Origin of the sequence: Mesorhizobium sp. LNHC232B00, assembly GCF_000502435.1 — a bacterium.
In the GTDB taxonomy this organism is placed as follows: domain Bacteria; phylum Pseudomonadota; class Alphaproteobacteria; order Rhizobiales; family Rhizobiaceae; genus Mesorhizobium; species Mesorhizobium opportunistum.
Window position 1 is genome coordinate 23,072 of record NZ_AYWP01000046.1, and the last position, 17,186, is coordinate 40,257.

The 17,186-nt window shown below is 61.1% G+C and carries 17 protein-coding genes and 2 pseudogenes; 14 read left to right on the forward strand and 5 right to left on the reverse strand.

The window, feature by feature from the left end; genetic code table 11:
* Positions 1 to 14: 14 nt before the first annotated feature.
* Positions 15 to 1,664 (reverse strand): ABC transporter substrate-binding protein, encoded by a 1,650-nt coding sequence (locus X743_RS139655; RefSeq protein WP_023769055.1) that lies wholly within the window; start codon positions 1,662 to 1,664, stop codon positions 15 to 17.
* 137 nt (positions 1,665 to 1,801) lie between these two features.
* On the opposite strand from X743_RS139655, the gene X743_RS139650 reads away from it, so the two are divergent.
* Together X743_RS139650 and X743_RS139645 are read left to right on the forward strand one after the other, a co-directional pair.
* A complete protein-coding gene (locus tag X743_RS139650; RefSeq protein ID WP_023769056.1) occupies positions 1,802 to 2,686 on the forward strand; it encodes a LysR family transcriptional regulator in 885 nt (294 codons plus the stop codon).
* Between the two features lie 159 nt (positions 2,687 to 2,845).
* Entirely contained in the window at positions 2,846 to 3,259 is a 414-nt protein-coding gene (locus X743_RS139645) for an ester cyclase (protein WP_023769057.1), read from the forward strand.
* A gap of 170 nt (positions 3,260 to 3,429) precedes the next feature.
* Here X743_RS139645 and X743_RS139640 read toward each other — a convergent pair whose 3' ends face one another.
* Complete coding sequence (locus tag X743_RS139640) at positions 3,430 to 3,645, reverse strand: AlpA family phage regulatory protein (protein ID WP_023769058.1); 216 nt, start codon at positions 3,643 to 3,645, stop codon at positions 3,430 to 3,432.
* Between the two features lie 129 nt (positions 3,646 to 3,774).
* On the reverse strand, positions 3,775 to 6,822 hold the full coding sequence (traA, locus tag X743_RS139635) for a Ti-type conjugative transfer relaxase TraA (RefSeq protein WP_023769059.1): 3,048 nt from the start codon (positions 6,820 to 6,822) through the stop codon (positions 3,775 to 3,777).
* A gap of 172 nt (positions 6,823 to 6,994) precedes the next feature.
* Between traA and X743_RS139630 the strand changes: the two genes are divergently transcribed.
* The 4 genes and pseudogenes from X743_RS139630 to X743_RS1000000173770 all read left to right on the forward strand — a co-directional run.
* On the forward strand, positions 6,995 to 7,321 hold the full coding sequence (locus X743_RS139630; protein WP_023769060.1) for a conjugal transfer protein TraD: 327 nt from the start codon (positions 6,995 to 6,997) through the stop codon (positions 7,319 to 7,321).
* A gap of 1 nt (position 7,322) precedes the next feature.
* On the forward strand, positions 7,323 to 7,571 hold the full coding sequence (locus tag X743_RS139625; protein ID WP_023769061.1) for a conjugal transfer protein TraD: 249 nt from the start codon (positions 7,323 to 7,325) through the stop codon (positions 7,569 to 7,571).
* 482 nt (positions 7,572 to 8,053) lie between these two features.
* A complete protein-coding gene (locus X743_RS139620; protein ID WP_023769062.1) occupies positions 8,054 to 8,740 on the forward strand; it encodes a hypothetical protein in 687 nt (228 codons plus the stop codon).
* A 174-nt stretch (positions 8,741 to 8,914) separates the two neighbouring features.
* Positions 8,915 to 9,046: pseudogene (locus tag X743_RS1000000173770) on the forward strand (four-helix bundle copper-binding protein); the annotation flags it as partial.
* A 613-nt stretch (positions 9,047 to 9,659) separates the two neighbouring features.
* On the opposite strand, the gene X743_RS139615 reads toward X743_RS1000000173770, so the two are convergent.
* On the reverse strand, positions 9,660 to 9,944 hold the full coding sequence (locus tag X743_RS139615; protein WP_023769064.1) for a hypothetical protein: 285 nt from the start codon (positions 9,942 to 9,944) through the stop codon (positions 9,660 to 9,662).
* A 159-nt stretch (positions 9,945 to 10,103) separates the two neighbouring features.
* Between X743_RS139615 and X743_RS01000000169625 the strand changes: the two genes are divergently transcribed.
* Complete coding sequence (locus X743_RS01000000169625) at positions 10,104 to 10,781, forward strand: FAD-binding oxidoreductase (RefSeq protein WP_051508645.1); 678 nt, start codon at positions 10,104 to 10,106, stop codon at positions 10,779 to 10,781.
* Positions 10,782 to 11,018: 237 nt separating this feature from the next.
* Here the strand turns inward: X743_RS01000000169625 and X743_RS139610 are convergent, their stop codons facing one another.
* A complete protein-coding gene (locus X743_RS139610; protein WP_023769065.1) occupies positions 11,019 to 11,909 on the reverse strand; it encodes a LysR family transcriptional regulator in 891 nt (296 codons plus the stop codon).
* A 113-nt stretch (positions 11,910 to 12,022) separates the two neighbouring features.
* Here X743_RS139610 and X743_RS139605 point away from each other — a divergent pair, with 113 nt between their 5' ends.
* From X743_RS139605 to X743_RS139590, 7 genes and pseudogenes are all read left to right on the forward strand, one after another.
* Positions 12,023 to 12,901, forward strand: coding sequence for an NmrA/HSCARG family protein (locus X743_RS139605; protein ID WP_023769066.1), 879 nt, complete (start codon positions 12,023 to 12,025; stop codon positions 12,899 to 12,901).
* A 263-nt stretch (positions 12,902 to 13,164) separates the two neighbouring features.
* Positions 13,165 to 13,396: pseudogene (locus tag X743_RS1000000174060) on the forward strand (alpha/beta hydrolase fold domain-containing protein).
* Between the two features lie 71 nt (positions 13,397 to 13,467).
* Positions 13,468 to 13,884: an alpha/beta hydrolase fold domain-containing protein gene (locus X743_RS1000000174065; protein WP_280801484.1), complete on the forward strand. Its 417-nt coding sequence runs from the start codon at positions 13,468 to 13,470 to the stop codon at positions 13,882 to 13,884.
* Position 13,885: 1 nt separating this feature from the next.
* Positions 13,886 to 14,515, forward strand: coding sequence for an SDR family oxidoreductase (locus X743_RS139600; RefSeq protein ID WP_023769067.1), 630 nt, complete (start codon positions 13,886 to 13,888; stop codon positions 14,513 to 14,515).
* A 9-nt stretch (positions 14,516 to 14,524) separates the two neighbouring features.
* Positions 14,525 to 14,965, forward strand: coding sequence for a hypothetical protein (locus tag X743_RS139595; protein ID WP_156934555.1), 441 nt, complete (start codon positions 14,525 to 14,527; stop codon positions 14,963 to 14,965).
* A 335-nt stretch (positions 14,966 to 15,300) separates the two neighbouring features.
* On the forward strand, positions 15,301 to 15,999 hold the full coding sequence (locus X743_RS1000000171595; protein ID WP_245264344.1) for an IS630 family transposase: 699 nt from the start codon (positions 15,301 to 15,303) through the stop codon (positions 15,997 to 15,999).
* A 220-nt stretch (positions 16,000 to 16,219) separates the two neighbouring features.
* Positions 16,220 to 16,516, forward strand: coding sequence for a hypothetical protein (locus tag X743_RS139590; protein ID WP_023769069.1), 297 nt, complete (start codon positions 16,220 to 16,222; stop codon positions 16,514 to 16,516).
* Positions 16,517 to 17,186 lie beyond the last annotated feature (670 nt).

Sequence of the window (17,186 nt, forward strand, 5' to 3'; positions counted from 1 at the left end):
AGCTGGTTCCGGATTCAGCCTTCATCCAGCCAGGCATCGAAGTATTCGTGTTCCTGCGTCGGATGGACCCGGACACCCTTGAGGGCTGGGACCCAGTGCTTGTACAGCTTTCGCCAGTAGGGCTGGATCAGAATACCGGCATCCTGCAGCATAGTCTCGATGTCCTTCATCAGAGCTTTGCGCTTCTCGGCATCGGGAATGGCAAGTGCGGCATTGAGCTTGGTATCAAATTCGGGATTTGACCACGCCGTTTCGTTCCAGGCCTCGCCCGTCCGATATGCGACGGCAAGGACCTGGACGCCAAGTGGCCGCATGTTCCAGGTCGTCATCGAAAACGGGTACTTCGTCCAATCGTTCCAGAAGGTTGAACCCGGGAGGACGGTCCGCTTGATCTTGATCTTCGCTTCACGCAGCTGGGCAGCGATAGCGTCGCCCGTGTTGCGGTGAAAGTCCTCGTCGGCCGTGATTAGCTCGAATTCAAAGTCCGTGAGACCGGCCTTCTGAAGCAAGCGGGCGGCCTTGTCGACGTCACGGCTGACTGGGGGCAGTTCGACATACTCGGGATGAATCGGCGAGACATGGTGGTTGTGGGCCACGTCGCCGGCGCCGCTATAGCCAAGATCGAGCACGACCTTGTTGTCAACGGCCAACTGCAGCGCATTGCGCACCCGCTGATCGTCAAAAGGTCTATTGGTGACATTCATTCGAGCCAGCAGAGTCCCCGCGGTCGCCGCCTCACCTTTTACCAGCCCAAGTCCATCCAAGCCTGCCAGCTGGTCTACCGGCGATTCGTAATTCGTGTGGATCTCGTTGGCTTCGAACGCTCCCAAGGTTGCGTTCGGGTCGGACCCGTAGTCAATGAACTCGATACCTTCGAGGTGCGGTTCCCCGCCCCACCATTTTCCATTTGTACGACGTTTCAAAACGACGCGGACGCCAACATCATAGGAAACCAACTCGAACGGTCCGGTGCCGATCGGGCATGCGCTAAAGGTCGCGCCTTTTTCGTCGAAGCTTTTGTGAACCAGCAGGGCCGGATAGTCGGCCAGATTGGGAATGAACGTAATATCCGGCCGCTGAAGAGTAATGCGCAGGGTCATGTGATCGAGGCGTTCGATCGCTGTTTCGCGCAACTTGCCGGTCGACTGGTCGATGAGCGTGCCCATCCGCCCGGCCATTGAGTTGCCCGCAGCATCCCGCTCGCACCAACGCTGCAAATTGAAGATAACGTCATCGACCGTGAACGGGTCGCCATTGTTCCAGGTCGCGCCGCGCCGGCAATGCAACACAAACTGGGTCGCATCGGCGTTGACCTCCCAGGATTCGAGCAGGCGGCCTTCAAACGTGTAGTCGGCAGTGTATTTGACGAGCGGCTCGAGCGTCTGGCGCTGTGCATTGGCAATCTCCGACCAGTCCGCGGTCCGCGGGTCCTTCGGATCCTTGACGAACATCGCGACCTTCAAGGTGCCACCGCGTTTGGGCTCCGCCGCGAGGGCCGGCGTCAACGACGCACCGATAAGCCCGTAAGCCATAGGCGCCGATGCGCCGAACGCACTTGCCAGTGCCAGGAATTCGCGGCGATCCAGTTGGCCATTCAGACAAGATGCCACCGAGGCGTAGACGTGTTCAGGAACCTTGTCGGAATTGCTCGTAAACATTGGTATTTGTTTCCCTAAAGCCACAGTTCCGGCGCGCACAGTGATGCGGAATTTCAGACCGAACCGGCCGCGACACTTCCATATGAAACGTATTCGAGATAAGTGGGCGCGAGAGAGCAACACTTGAAACGAATTGTGTTGAAATGGACCGCTTCGCCGGCATGACCGTCTTCGTTAGGGCTGTGGAGCTCGGCTCCTTTTCAGCCGCGGCGGAAGCCATGTCGACCTCGCCGCAGCTCGTCGGAAAATACGTTCGCGCGTTGGAGGATCATCTTGGTGTCCGGCTTCTGAACCGAACCACACGCCGGCAAAGCCTAACGGACTTCGGCCGCGGCTATTATGAGCGAGCCAAGCACATCCTCGCCGAAGTTGAGATGGCTGAGGGATTGGCCGAGGAGACGAAGTCGGTTCCAACCGGCAGGCTGAGGATAAACGCTCCGGTCAGCTTCGGCATACGCAGCCTTAGTCCTAGTCTACCGGAATACCTGGAGGCCCATCCGCAGATTTCGGTGGAATTGACGCTTTCCAATCGAGCGGTCGATGTAATCGACGAGGGATATGACGCGGTCTTTCGAACCGGCGAACTCGTCGATAGCGGCCTCATCGCCAGACCTTTGGCTCCCTACCGACTGGTTCTGTGCGCCTCGCCTGCATACCTCAAGACACATCCAGCCATCGAGCACCCTCTCGATCTTCAACGGCATGAGTGTCTTGGCTTCTCCTTCACGGAGTTGAGGACGCACTGGACGTTCGACGGACCGGATGGAAGGGTTGTGGTTCCGGTATCTGGCCGTGTGATGGCCGATCACGGCGAGCCCCTGCTATGCGCGGCCGTGGCAGGGATAGGCGTCTTGCTGCAGCCGAGCGAAATCGTGAGCGAGGCCATGGCAAGCGGCGAACTGGTCGGGATCTTGCCGGATTATCGCCCGCCGTCGCGGCCGCTCAATGTGATCTACGCTCCCGATCGCCGCATAACCGCCAAGCTTCGGAGCTTTTTGGATTTCGCCGTAGCCAAATTTGGACGGTAGTGCCGCGATCGCCAGACCCCTGCCTAAGGCCGCGCGGGATGTAATTGGAGCGAATTTGTTGTAGGTCAGCAACCATTGGCGCGATTTATCCCGCCCTGTTTCAACAATACATCCGTCAGTATCGCCGCTACCGCGGCTGCAGACAATTGGACGTTTGTTATGAGCAGCACCGCCACCTCATTCATGGCCAGGTTCGTCGAATTCATCAACTCGGCGGATCAAAAGCTGGCGAACGAACTCATCTCGCCGAATGCCATCTTTCATGTCCCCGGCAGGCCAGAGCCGATGACCGGACCTGCTGGCTACATGGCGATCGTCGCAATGATGCGAGCAGGCTTTTCCGATATCCAATGGACCTTGGAAGAGGCGGTCGCCGAGGAGAACAAGATAGCGGCCCGCTTCACGATGAACGGCACCCATACCGGACCGTTCATGGGCGTGCCATCAACTCAAAAGACGATCCACGTCCAGGCGCTGAACATTTATCACCTTGAGAATGGCAAGATCGTCAAGGAATACGGTCAGCCCGACCTCCTCGGCCTCTTGATGCAGTTGGGCGCGTTTCCCTCCTAGAAACATCACTGCAGTCCATGCACTTATGAGATTGGGTCGGCTGCGGAATGTCAGCTTACCCAAGTCCTCGGGCCAGAACTGGACAGTCCGTTCACGGCCCCTTCCCAGTCGTTGAACTTGCCTCAGACAGGAGTGTTCAACGGTGGCGGCAACGTGCCACTCAACCACCACTAGTCGCTGTTTTTTCTTGATGCACTGGTGTGCCATGAGACAGGATCGTCGACCCATCGATTGATATCGGATTCACGCCAGCCAGCCCCGTTGACACTGATCTTGATCTGAGCCGGGAACGTGCCTTCGGCGATCTTGCGATAGAGGGTTGAACGGGACAGGCCAGTCCTGGCAAGGACGGTTTTGAGGCGAATGATACGATCCAGTCCAGGCATGGCTGCCTTGCCTTTCGCTGAGAGCATTTGGCACCTGCTGGAACCAGACAGGACAACAAAGGCCGCCGCGCAATCAGATTTGTCATTTCATCGATCTGCGGAGTGGAAACGGCGGCAAATCGGCATGCCTTAGATCCCAATGCCTCGTCCCTTACCGATGCCATGGCGGAAGGCGAGTTCCGCGCCCAGGCGACGACCCGAATCCACGTTGATGCCAAGCTCGCGTTTGCGGTTTGCAAGCAGGGATTCAAGCTGCGGATCGCGTTCGAGACTCTTGGCCATGTCGGACATGGCCGAGCGCGTTGACTTGTAGCCGGACATGTCGCCGGCCTGATATTGCTCTCGTCCCGTCCGATCGAGCTTTTGCCAGCGTTCGACGAACCGGTCTGCGCGGCGGCCCGGATCGTTGTCTAGTCCGGTGCGGATTTCCGTCTCAAGCTGGAGAGCAAGCACGATGCGGCTGACGCGGCCGCCCCCCGCCTCGCGGACCAACTCAGGATTCTTGACGTATGCCGCTTCGGCATCGCGCCAGCCATGCGGACGCACCTTCTCGAAAGCGCTACGGGCATCCCTCAATTCGCGCATCTGCTCGGGACTGCCCTGCCCGTCGGCATTTCCAGTACTGAGGATAGCGTCGATAGCGCGCGCGTGACGCACAAGCGCCTGGGTGCGAGCTCTGCGCAACGCCGCTTCCGCGTCCACCGGCACATTCGTGTCACGCAGCACTCCCCTGGCAGAAGGATCTTTTTCGGGCGCCCGGACTGCATCTCCGATCCGCGCCCCAACATATTCCCTTCCCGGACTACGCCGACTGTCCTGGCCAGGCTCGCCGTCTGCCGGTGAGTGCAACCCGTCCATCAGCCCGCCGATTCTGTCGCGCAGCTTCTCCGGAACGATCCGACGCACGATCTCGACCACGCGCTCGCGGAACGTGATTCCCCGCCGCTCGGCATAGTGCAGCGCCGGGTCGACCTGCTCGTAATCCGACGCCATGTCCTTGGCACGGTCCCGTGACAGCGTCCGGACGAGGCGTTCTCTAGTGGCAAAGTCATCGCCGCCATAATGCAGATCCATCCCGTCTCGATGTCGCGACAGGGCGACGTAGCTGCCATGCGCATCCATTCCCGGCGTTGCGAGCACATGGGTCCGGTCGACGGTCATGCCCTGAGCCTTGTGAATGGTCGCGGCATAGCCGTGGTCGATGTGCGCGTAGTCTTTCAGGTCGAAGCGAACCGATCGGTCGCCATCGGTGCGCACGGTCATGATCTGTGTGCTGACTTCCTCCACGATGCCAAGCGTGCCGTTCTTGACGCCGAGCCCGCGCTCGTTGCGCAGGAACATGACACGGTCGCCGCTGGCGAAGGTCCTTGGGCCGCGTTCGACATTCACGTGGACATCGTCGCCGAGATCGCCGGCAGCGCGCATGCGCTCGCGCGCTGCCTGGTTCAGGGCGCGCACCTCGTCGTTCGTGTGGGTGAGGATGATCCGGCTTGCCTCTGGATGCGCCCGCCTGTCGCGATCCCAGCGCTCGACGAGTTCAGCTCGTGCTTCGTCGCGCGTTGGAGCCTGATGCACCATGCCTTGCGCATCGTAGGCGCTGATCGCGGCACCTATCTTGCCGGTTGCCAGATCGCGCGTCGCATCGCGCTGCCAGTCCTCGCGCTGCCGACGCACCTGGCCGATTTCGACGCCGCCATGACGCTCGTGGAGTGAGCGGAATGCGGCGCCGGCTTCGATCGCCTGCAGTTGCTGCGGATCGCCGACCAGGACGACTTTCGCGCCAGCGTCCGCCGCATGGGAGAGCACGCGCTCCAACTGGCGCGTGCCGACCATGCCGGCCTCATCGATCACCAGGACATCGCGCGCGGTGAGCAGATCCCTGCCGTGTCCCCAGCTGTGTTCCATGCTGGCGATGGTGCATGACGAGATGCCTGATCCACCTTCCAGATTCTCGGCGGCAATGCCGGAGAGTGCGGCGCCTCGAACCTCATAACCTGCAGCTGCCCATGCCTGGCGCGCAACGCCCAGCATGGCGCTTTTGCCGGTCCCGGCAAAGCCGATAACGACACCAAGACCGCGACCATCGGTGATGTGCACAAGCGCATCGCTCTGCTCGCCTGACAGGACAAGCCCGCGTCGCGCATTCCGCGCCAGCGCCGCCTCGCGATGTGCGTCACTCACCGCGTGTCGCTCGTCCAGATCAATACGCTCAGCAGCGCGGTGAAGGCGCAGCTCGGTCTCGATCATCTGCCTTGTGGTGAACCGGTCTTCGCCGCGCCCGTCCTTGCCGAGTTCGACCAGATCGGGTGCGTTGCTGATGGCTGCCACGACCGCGTTGAATTGCTCCACTCCATCGCTGTGGCGATGCGAGAACTTCGCGATGTCTTTTCGGGTGAACGTCGATTGTTGATGGGTGATGGCATACAGCGCCACGGATGGATCGGCAATGATGCGCGCACCATTGTTGCGGGCGATCTCGCGATGCAGTTCGGCGCGATCTGCTTCACTGTCGCCAGCAGCAAGGCCACTGCCCTCGATGCGTTGAGCCGGCGCACCAATCTGGGTTTGCGGCTCCAGTGAAATGCCCTGCGCTTCCAGACTGCGATGATCGATGCGCGCGTCGATGTCGAGTTCGGCCAGGCGTTCATTGGCAAGCTCCGCCCATCGCTCGCGCCAGCGCTCGACCAGCTGGGTAGCATTCCAGTCTCGAACCTTGGCACCAAAACCGTTCTCGTCCACGGACCGCATGGTCAGCATGACATGAGCGTGCGGCTTGGGACTGCCATCCTCTGCTCTGTCCCAATGCACATTGAGATCGGCGACCATGCCCTTGCTGACAAACTCGACTTGTACAAAGTCGCGCGCCAGTTCGATGCCTTGCGCCTGGCTGAGTTCACGCGGCAGCGCAAACTCGACCTCGCGGGCCAACTGCGCATCCTTGCGGACCTCGAACGCCTCTACGTCATTCCACAGCCGTTCGCGGTCGCGCCAGGCTTGCGGCGCACTCTCCGGCAGCATCACCTCGGAATGGACGACACCGCGCTTGGCAGAGAAATCATGCGTCCGTTCGATCCGCCCGTCGCGCAGCCTCGAAGCCGAGCGGTAGGCGGCCGACGCCACAACGCTGCTCCCAGCCTTGCGGCCAATGACCTTGACGTGAATATGATAGATCGCCATCGCGACCAGATCATTTGCACGTCAAAGCGCACGTCGGCACGACGTATAAGCGCGCCCTCCCTCGAAAAATTCTCGGGATGGACCAGCCCGTCCCGGGCTGTCTCGGCAACTCTGAAGCCTTCCAGCGGACGCTCGCCTATCATCGTCGCATCCACAATCGACGGAGACAGTCATGCGAAAACCACGCGACTTCGACGCGGAACTGAAGGCACTGGAAGAGAAGGCTCGAGAGCTAAAAACGCGAAAGGTTCAGCAACTTGGCGAGCTGGTGATCTCCACCGGCGCCGATCAGCTCAACACCGACGAACTGGCCGGCGCACTGGTCGCAATCACCGAGACGAAAGACACCGCAAAGCGTGAGGCATGGGCCAAGCGTGGGGTGATGTTTTTCGAGAGCCGGTCCCGGCGAGCTGCTTCGGCATCTCAGCGCAACGCTCGCAGCTCTTCGGCTCAACCGGGCGGCACGCAATCGCAGCCAGGCGGCTCGGGCTCGCAATGACATGCGTGCATGGCAGGTCGAGCGCCGCAAGCGCACGCGACATCTGATCGAACTTGGCGGTCTCGTCGTCAAGGCAGGCATTGTCGATCTGACCAATGACGATCGCGCCACCATCTACGGCGCGCTGCTCTGGGTCGCCGAAAAGTTGCAGAGCCATAAAGGCGAGCATGCGCGGGACCTATGGAATGCGAAGGGTAGGCAGGCGTTCGACACCGAACGGCATGAAGAGCAAAAGGGACAACGAACGTAATGGTGGTTGGCGCGAGTGGCGGGCGGCGCGAAGCCCTGAACAGCGCAGCCCCGCCCGCCTTGCACCAGTAGCCCGCGCTGCGTTTGACGATATCGAACGTTTCGATTGGGCCGAAAGGACTGGCCGTGACCGGGCGGGGTAAAGGCGGACGAGCCTGAAGGATGGCAAAGTGCGGTGGCCAAACCTACACCCGCTCGATCGCAGCAAAGGTAGGGTGGAGCGCGATAAAGACGCCGAACAAGTTTGCGAACTATGTCGGCTATCTGAGCCCCGTCGAGTTCGAGGAACAAGCTATGCTAGCTTAACCTCGTGTCCGAAAAACCGGCAGCAGGCCACGTGGCCAGACCGCGCTCGAAGCGGCGTTGCGATACGGGCCACGCTCCGACCGAACCACGACAAACTATCTCGGGTTCGACGGTAGGGTCCTGGCGGGTGCGATTTTGGCAAGGACACTCTGGCTGCAAGGCTATCCGGATCGAGCCGTGGCGCGCGCGCTGCTGACGATCGAGGACGCCAAAGTCCTAGACCAACCTCTGACGCTCTCCATCGCGTTTGTCTGGGCGGTCTCCGTGTTCCTCTGGGTCGGAGACCTGAAGAGCGCGGAAGAACACATCGATCGTCTTTTCTCCCGCGCTGAATTTCATTCTCTGGGACCCTATCTCGCGCTGGGACACGGTTTCAAAGGGGAGATCGCCATTCGGCGAGGCAATGCAAGCGGTGGCGTCGAAAGTCTTCGATACTCTCTTGCCGAACTTCACACCGCCCCCTACGAACTGCTCACCACTCCGCTCAACATCTCGTTCGCCCAGGGGCTCGCAGCGACGGGCCGGTCCGTCGAGGCACTTTCACTGATGGATGAGACGATCCGGCAGGTCGAAGCAAACGGCGATCTTTGCTACATGCCGGAACTGATGCGCGTGAAGGGCAGCCTTGTTCTCGCGGCTCCGCGACCTGGCGCCGGCGAAGAAGCAGAACTTTGTTTTCGGCGGTCGTTAGAGTTCAGCGATCATCAGGGCGTGCGAGCATGGGAGTTGCGGGCCGCTGTCGACCTTGCTTCCCTGTTGGCCGTTCGCGGACGACACAAGGCCGCGCGAGCACTTCTCCAACCAATTTTCGCGAGATTCGGGGAGGGTTTAGAGACAGCAGACCTCCAGTGCCAGCAACGCTGAACTCACAGGGCTTGGCTTAAGTACCCACCCATGAACCGTCAGCAGGTCGAGGGTCGCTTAGCGCGACGCGCAGTGCGGAGTAATTCTCGCCCACATGGTTTTGTGCACCGCTGCTGGGCGCGGCCTTGCCAAAAGCGACCGGGCCAGCGTGTCAACTGCTACACACGGTGGCGGCAGAACACATGCCGCGAATGCGCAGAAATTTGCGAAGAATGTGCGCGAAGCTGCGAACAGATCGGCGACATGCAAGAATGCGTTGATGATTGCCGCCAATGCGCTGAGAGTTGTCGCAAAATAGCAGCTTAGTCTGAAAAGGGAGCAGTCAGCTCCCCTTTTCTACCTGACCCGATTGGCGGCGGGGGGAGCTCGACAACGGATCACGTCCGTGGCTGCGACGTAGCGCCCTCCCCGCACTCACGTCATGACCACATATTTTGTCGGAGGCACCCTAGCTAGAGATAGGGAAGCCCGCCACCGTGAAGCAGCGGGCCAAATTGCGTCATCCAACTCAACGCGCTGCCGTGCCCTAACCAGCGCCACCTTCCTCGCTTGTTTCCGCCATCATCGAGCCGAGGAACACGGAATGACGCGCCTTTCCGTCGCCAAGGAGCTTGAGAACGCCGCCGGGCTGCATTGATGCTCCGGAACGTCGCTGGCCTCCCGCTAGAGCCAGCCACGGAGGAAGCACTGAACTCCATTGCCGCCGAAATGAAAATCGGCCGTCGGATCTCTTTCAGATCGTCCTGCGTGAGTGGCTGCAGATGAATGCTTATCTGCCAGTCCGGATCATTGACGAGGAAAGGGAGACCGACGGGAGCACTTACCAACATGGCTCTCAAGGGAATGACCTGTAGAAAAAGGCCCGTGCCTAAGGGACGGGCCAAATACGTTTCGGGAAATATGCCTAGAGCGGTTATTCTTAGCCACCCATCTTCTTCGCCATGGCGCAGAAATCCGCGTGCGACTTGTTGAGCGTGGTGTCGCCGCAGTCTTTCAGCACCGCCTTTTGTTCATCCGGTTTCATGGACATCCACGCGGTCTTGAAATCCGCTTCCGACCTCAAGGTTTTCATGCCGGCATCCGTGAAGAAAGGTGACATCTTTGCAGGATCATCGAGCGCGGAAGTGGTGCTGCTGCCTGCCAGCGCTGAGCCCGTCATCATTGCGAGCGCCATCGCGCCCATCGTAAGCATTTTGATGCTCATTTTTTCCTCCGTTAGTTCTACACGCGCAAATCGCGTGACCTGGGAAAAAACGTCGGCGTCTGAACTCTGTTCCCGCATCTTGGCGATTCCTCATCGACAGCCGTCTGACGCGCGCTGGCAGGTCTCGTGGCTTCCGCTGGCCCATCGCTCGCTCAGGCTGTGGGGCGAGGCCGAAAAAATGCTTGGCCGCGACGTGGAATNGAGGCCGCCCGCAAACTGGGCGCGGAAATCGCCGAGGCGACTGAGGTCGAGACGATCCGGCACACAGGCTCCAGCTTCCTTGTAGCCAGTTCAAAAGGTGCATTCGCCGCCGAGTGTCTGCTCAACACCGCTGGTGCTTGGGGCGCGCGCATCGCCGCGCAGTTCGGCGAAGCGGTTCCGCTCGACGCCCGTGGCCCGCAGATGGGCGTGACCGAGCCGCTGCCGCATCGGATCCTGCCAGTGGTCGGCATCTGGACGCGCAACAAGGACCATGGCGCCTATCTGCGTCAGGTCGAGCGGGGCAACATCGTCTTCGGCGGAGCGGCCGAAAGAGCAGCGGTGAACCTCGATCCAGGCCATGCGGCCGCCGACCCAACGCGCCTGCCCACGCAGTTGCGCGCCGTCGCGCGACTGCTGCCGGCGATCGCGCAGGCTACGGTCATTCGCACTTGGTCCGGCTGCGAGGGTTATGTCAGAGACATGCTGCCGATCATGGGACGCTCGGTGACGACGCCAGGCCTGTTCCACGCCTTCGGCTTCAGCGGACATGGGTTCCAGCTCGGTCCGGGCGTGGGAGATGCCATGGCCGAGCTCATCATGACGACCGTTGCGAAACGCCGCTCGACGATTTCATGATCAACTGCTTCAGCCGCGCTGCTGCATGATGGTTACAGAGACGAATCAGGTCGCACGAAACGGTTGTAACGCGCGACAGGGAGAAGTTCGCTCGAACTGGTCTGTTCCGTGCCGGACTGATGGTCGTCGCGTGATGAAGCGGGAACGACTTCATCAGCGGTCAACCGAACCTAGTATCCTACTTTGTCCATAAGCAACCGCGAACCTCGCCGCGATCCCAATCGCAGTTCGACAGCACTAGGCCATGAGAACCTTGGTCGGCAAAGCCCTCTCCATCGCATCCAAGAAAGCGCGAACCTTGGCACCGACAAGGCGTCGCGAGCTTTGGAGCGCCCAGATTTCGACAGACGGACCGGCGTGAGTTCCCCAGCAAACGAGCCGGCCCGCCTCGATATCGTCCGCGACAAGAAGCTTCGGAAGCAACGCCGCGCCCCCACCTGCGAGAACGGCTTCGCGCACCATCAACAGAGAAGAGAAGCGCAGGATCGGCTCGGGTTTGAGAAGGACTTCGTCCTCAGAAACGGATTTCATGCGCCAAACAACGCTCAGCGATGTGGCGCTCAGCAAGACCGCCTTTACGGGACTCGGTTCACCGCCCGGCGCCGGCTGAGGGTGCGGCATGTCCGGTGCGGCGACAATCAGGCGCTCGTCATTGAGAAAACGGCGACCGATGAGCCGTTCATCCGGTGACGGGTCAATCCGGATGACAAGGTCGTAGCCATCCTCGACCGGATCGACCTTGCGATCCTCGGCAACAATCTCAAGCTTGACCTCGGGATAGGCGAGAGCAAAACGAGCGCCGATCCTGGGAAGTGCCACATGGGCGAAAACCAAGGGAGCGCTCACCCGCAGCCTGCCTCTCGGGGTGGACGCACCCAACACAATGGCCTCCCCCGCTTCCGCAATTTCCGACAGCAGTCCGTCGGTGCGCTCGTGAAGCGCTCGCCCTTCGTCTGTCAGCCGCAGACTTTGGGATCCACGCTCGATCAGCCTCACGCCAAGACTGTGTTCGAGTTCGCTCACATGGCGCGACAATGTCGCCTTGGATCGCCCGGAGAGGCGACCGGCTCGGCCGAAACCGCCATGGGTTGCAACGAGGTTGAAGTCCGCCAGAGCTTCGAGATCCATAGGAGATGTGTTCCAATTTTGAGACATGTTGTTTCGAAAATGCCATCCCCTAATCAGGATTGGAACATGTATCTTTCTCTCGACACGCACAAACAACATAAGGAGTTTTCACAATGGCTATTTTGATATCCGGCAGCACCGGGACCATCGGTTCCCAAGTCCTGGCCCACCTGCAGGGGCGCGACCTCGAGGTTCGCGCCTTGACTCGTTCCCCAGAGGCGGCGCAGCTGCCATCAGGTGTAAAGGCGGTCCGCGGTGATCTCGCCGATCCGGATTCGCTACGATCCGCGCTGGAAGGCGTCAGCATATTGTTCCTGCTCGCCCCGAATGTTGCGGACGAATTGACCCAGGCCATGCTTGCGCTGACGGTGGCTCGCGAGGCCGGCGTCAAGGGTATCGTCTATCTCTCGGTGTTCGGCGGCGCGCCCTATGCCGACGTTCCGCATTTCGCGGGCAAGTACACGGTCGAGCGGATGATCGAGGCGCTTGATCTGCCCGCGACGATCCTGCGGCCCGCCTACTTCATCCAGAACGATCTTCGGCAGAAGGACGTGCTTCTGAAGGCCGGCGTCTATGGCGCGCCGATCGGCGCGAAGGGTATCTCGATGGTCGATATCCGCGACATTGGCGAGGCCGCCGCGATCGAGCTGGTTCGCCGCGAGCAGGCAGCGACGCCGCTCGGCCGCGAGACTTATGCTTTGGTTGGTCCGGACAGCCTGACCGGCGAAGGCATCGCCGCCATCTGGAGCCAAGCGCTCGGCCGCGCTGTCCGGTACGGCGGCAATGATCTTGTCGCCATGGAGCAGCGCACGAAGACCATGCTGCCCGCCTGGCACGCGCTCGATCTGCGTCTGATGTTCAGCCGGTATCAGAGCGATGGCGCGGTGGCGACCGCGGACGACATTGCCCGCCTGACCAAGCTTCTCGGTCATGCCCCGCGCTCCTATGCCGCTTTTGCCAAGGATGCCGCAACGCAGTGGGCGAAGGGCTGAACCTGCACCCCTCCACCCAACCAAGGAGACCGAACGATGGCGACGATTCAACCCCTCTTGCCTGAAGACGCTCCGGTCGTGGCCGCGATGCGACAGGCCGCCTCGGCCCATAAGGGCGAGCCGATGGGGCCAAGGCACGGCCGATGTTCGACGCCATGTTTGCCGCCACACCCGCCGCTGCGAATGTGCGGGTCGAGCCCGCGACGGTCGGGGGAATTGCGGGCTTCTGGCTGCGGCTGCCGAACCCACGGCCGGGTGCACGCATGCTCTATATTCATGGTGGTGGCTATGTGCTCGGCTCAGCCGAGGCGCTCACCAACTTCGCGGGCCAGATCGCCGCACGCGTTGGCGCCGATGCCTTCGTCCCGGACTACCGGCGCGCCCGAGCATCCGTTCCCGGCAGCGATCGACGATGCGGTCGCCGCCTATCGCGGTCTCGTTGCGGACGGTGCCGAACGGATCGCGGTTATAGGCGACTCTGCCGGTGGCGGTTGACGTTGGCACTGCTGTCGATCCTGGCTGCAGACAAGACGCAGGGCACGATGCAACCTGTCGGGGCCGCGGTGATGTCGCCCCGGACCGACCTGGCGCTCACCGGCGACAGCGTCGAGACGAGGGCAGCGGCGGATCCGATCTTCACGCGCGGCGTGCTCCAGGGCTTTGCGGAAATGTACCTTCAAGGCCAGGATGCCACCAACCCCAAGGCCTCGCCGCTCTATGCGCGGCTCGGCCGCCTGCCGCCGATCCGCATCGATGTCGGCGACGACGAATTGCTGCTCGCCGATGCCATCCGCTATGCCGACCGGGCGCGGGCGGCCGGCGTGGAGATCACATTGTCGGTCTGGGAGGGCATGCCGCACGTGTTCCAATCCTCTCTCGGCCAGTTCTTCGCAGCCGAGCAGTCCGTGAACGCCATCAGCGACTTCCTCGGCCGGCGTCTCATCGATTTTTTCCCGTCCATCAACACACCTTCGGAGGTTTGATATGAAAATTCTGGTATTGGGCGCCACAGGCGCAACGGGCCGGCTGATTGTCAGCAAGGCTCTCGCAGAGGGACATGACGTCGTTGCCCTCGTCCGCTCCAAGGCAAAGGCCGAGAACCTCACCGGCGCCGAGCTCGTCGAAGGCGATGCCCGCGATCCCACCGCGCTGACCCGCGCCATCGCAGGCTGTGATGCCGTTATCAGCTCATTGGGCACCGCCATGAGCCCATTCCGTGAGGTGACGATGCTTTCGACGGCGACGCGCGCGCTGGTCGGCGTCATGGAGCGGCAAAACATCCGGCGTCTGGTGAGCATCACCGGCCTGGGCGCCGGCGACAGCCGCGGCCATGGCGGCTTCTTCTTTGACAGGCTGGTGCTGCCCCTGATGCTGGGCAAGGTCTATGAAGACAAGGATCGGCAGGAGGACGCCATCCGCGGCAGCACGCTCGACTGGACCATCGTTCGACCGATGGTCCTCAACGACAAGCCGGCGCGCGGCCGCATCAAGGCGTCGACCGACCTTTCGGGCGTACATGGCGGGACGATCGCGCGAGCCGACGTCGCGGATTTCGTCGTTCAGCAACTCACTACGGATACGTGGCTGCGCAAATCACCATTGATCAGTTGGTGAAAGTCAGCAGTGAAACCCGCGCTCCAGCTGACCTTATCGGCGGCTGATCGAAGTTCCGGGGCTCGGCTCCCGAACCAATGGCAAAGCCAGCGGCTGAGGCGCCTTCGTGGTGAGGAGCGCCACACCGCCGTCATTGCCATCGGTTGCGGGATGACGGTGCGCCAGTTCAACAAGCTGCCGGCCGATAAGCAGGCAGAGGTGCACCGTGCCTATCTCGCCCTGATGTCCCCGAGCAATGTCGCGCCGCTGGCAGATCCCGAGCCGGCCGACACTCGAGCCATTCCCCGCGGGCACCTGTCAGACGGGCAGAAGCTGGCGATCGGCCGCTGGCTGCTGCACAACGAGGCGTCATTGCCGCATGGTCATTTCGGGCCGTGGTTGGAGAAGCAGGAGGGCCTGTCGCGATCCATGGCCTCGCAATGCATCCGGCTGGCCACAGGCGGGCGCTAAAGCACGTCGCATTCTAACGGATTCGGGATTCCCAGAATGATGGTTTGATGATTCATTGTGGTTTGAAGGAGAACCGCGATGGGCAAGCCGCTACCGATGGCGTTGCGTTTGCGTGTTAGTGCGTTTGTGGATGAGGGGAACAGCAACCGGGAGGCGTCGCGTCATTTCCGGGTTTCTCCCAAGTTTGTGAATGATCTCATGAAACTTCGGGCCGAGACTGGTTCGCTTGAGCCGCGTCGGCAAGGCCACGGGTTTGGCCTCGGCAAGCTTGCCGATCACGCCGACTTCGTGCGTAGCCGCATGACCCAGAGCGGCGACCTGACGCTCGACGAACTGTGCGTGGAACTGGAGGGGCGCGGTGTTGGCGTGCACCGTTCCAGCGTGGCGCGACTGCTTCACCGGCTGGGCCTCAGTCACAAAAAAAGACGCTCCGGGCCAGCGAACAGGAACGCCCCGACATCCGGCAGGCCCGCCAGCACTGGACGACGCGGCGCAAGACCTTTTTCGACAAGGCCCTGACGCGGCTCGTCTTCATCGACGAGACCTCGACCAACACGCGGCTGACCAAACGAGCCGGCTGGGCGCCCAAGAGCGAACGCTACCGCACAACCGCGCCGTTTGGTGGCTGGAAGACACAAACCTTCATCGCCGGCCTCAGATGCCATGGCATGATCGCGCCGTGGATCATCGATCGGCCAATGAACCGGGCCAGCTTCGAAATCTACGTTGAGACCCAACTCGCTCCCGAACTCACGCCAGGCGACGTAGTCATCCTCGATAACGTCGCCTTCCATAAGAGTGAGCGGGCGGCCGAACTCGTGCGTAAGCGCGGCGCATGGCTCTTGCCGTTGCCGCCTTACTCACCCGACCTCAATCCCATCGAAATGGCGTTCTCGAAACTCAAGGCGTTGCTCAGAAAAAAGGCCGCACGATCTTTCGACGCCATCTGTGAAGCGCTCAAGGAAATCTGCGACCTGTTCGACCCAATCCAATGCAGAAATTTCTTCAAAGCAGCAGGATATGAGGCTAATTGAACGCGACGTGCTTTAGGACAAGCGGGGCGCGTTGGCCGCGGCCTCGGCAGAAACGCGCGCTGGCGGGGCTCCCACCCAAGCACGTAGGGCTAAGGTCTTTGACGATGGCGCAAAGGTCTGACGCGCCAAACAGGCTGGAACAATAGTGGAGCGGCAGGCTTTTCCGGAATGTTCGCTGGCTTCGCCCGGCGCACAGGGCAGATATTAACGGGGTAACGCAATGCGGATGCTGGTCAGGCCTGCCAAACGGGAAGGAACTTCTCGAACCATCTTCCATCGACCGCTGATTGATGGCGATGTCAAATCTGGGGCGGGCGGCCCGATGATATCGATTGATGCCGAGGGCATTTACTCGAATGATTCAAAATACCGGTACCTGATTGAATTTACGCTTGGTGAACTTGAGGCACTTATCGGAAGCAGCGGCCCGGCACTTGGGGCGGGCGGGCCAGTAAGCACCGGGCCTAACCGGCAGGGGCATCAGGAGGGCGTCGCCGGCGAAATGTCGGGATCGTGACTTGCACCTCAACCGTCGCAGCAACGAGGGCCAGGCGTCGCGGGCAGGAAGCGCGGCGTAGGACAGAGACCAGGGACAAACGTGCGCTGGCGCCGTTTTACGTCGGTGGCGACAACTGTTCGGCGGCCAAGACAACAAGACCACCCTCCGCCTCTCCTGACGTGAGAAAAAGCCCGCGCCACGGAGGGACCGATGACGCGGGCCGGCTGATGTTTGCCGCACCAGCCTGCTCGGATGCCAAGCAGCGACATCCGGGCGCGTGATCCCAACCTTTCGAAATAGCTAATGTTCCTCAACGACGCCCCTGCGGCCTATCGATTTGGACGGTTGGTCGCAAAAACATTAAAAAACAGCAAGCACGCTGCCACGGACAAAACCCCGACTAATATTTCGTCGGGGGTCACCCTCGGGCAATGGATGAAATTAAAGGCCAACACAGCCACTCGCGCTACCGATCCTAGGTTCGACCACATCGAAAGGAGAACCATGAGAGAACGCTAAAGTTCCGATCTAGGCCTTATGAAGCGCCAAGATAATCAACCTTACGGAGTTCGTTGTCTCAGCCGGCCGTGTCGGCCCCCCAATCATCAGTTGTCGCCGCACAATTCCGAGGTCGATATTTGTGTTGAGCCTATCGCGTCCCTGCCCGAAATAGCAGTGCGAAACGATA

Coding starts and splice junctions, on each gene's coding strand:
- X743_RS139590 (WP_023769069.1), top strand. CDS start 16,220: ATGCGGATGCTGGTCAGGCCTGCCAAACGGGAAGGAACTTCTCGAACC.
- X743_RS139605 (WP_023769066.1), top strand. CDS start 12,023: ATGGCTATTTTGATATCCGGCAGCACCGGGACCATCGGTTCCCAAGTC.
- traA (WP_023769059.1), bottom strand. CDS start 6,822: ATGGCGATCTATCATATTCACGTCAAGGTCATTGGCCGCAAGGCTGGG.
- X743_RS139625 (WP_023769061.1), top strand. CDS start 7,323: ATGCGTGCATGGCAGGTCGAGCGCCGCAAGCGCACGCGACATCTGATC.
- X743_RS139610 (WP_023769065.1), bottom strand. CDS start 11,909: ATGGATCTCGAAGCTCTGGCGGACTTCAACCTCGTTGCAACCCATGGC.
- X743_RS139645 (WP_023769057.1), top strand. CDS start 2,846: ATGAGCAGCACCGCCACCTCATTCATGGCCAGGTTCGTCGAATTCATC.
- X743_RS139640 (WP_023769058.1), bottom strand. CDS start 3,645: ATGCCTGGACTGGATCGTATCATTCGCCTCAAAACCGTCCTTGCCAGG.
- X743_RS139630 (WP_023769060.1), top strand. CDS start 6,995: ATGCGAAAACCACGCGACTTCGACGCGGAACTGAAGGCACTGGAAGAG.
- X743_RS139615 (WP_023769064.1), bottom strand. CDS start 9,944: ATGAGCATCAAAATGCTTACGATGGGCGCGATGGCGCTCGCAATGATG.
- X743_RS1000000174065 (WP_280801484.1), top strand. CDS start 13,468: ATGTCGCCCCGGACCGACCTGGCGCTCACCGGCGACAGCGTCGAGACG.
- X743_RS139650 (WP_023769056.1), top strand. CDS start 1,802: ATGGACCGCTTCGCCGGCATGACCGTCTTCGTTAGGGCTGTGGAGCTC.
- X743_RS139600 (WP_023769067.1), top strand. CDS start 13,886: ATGAAAATTCTGGTATTGGGCGCCACAGGCGCAACGGGCCGGCTGATT.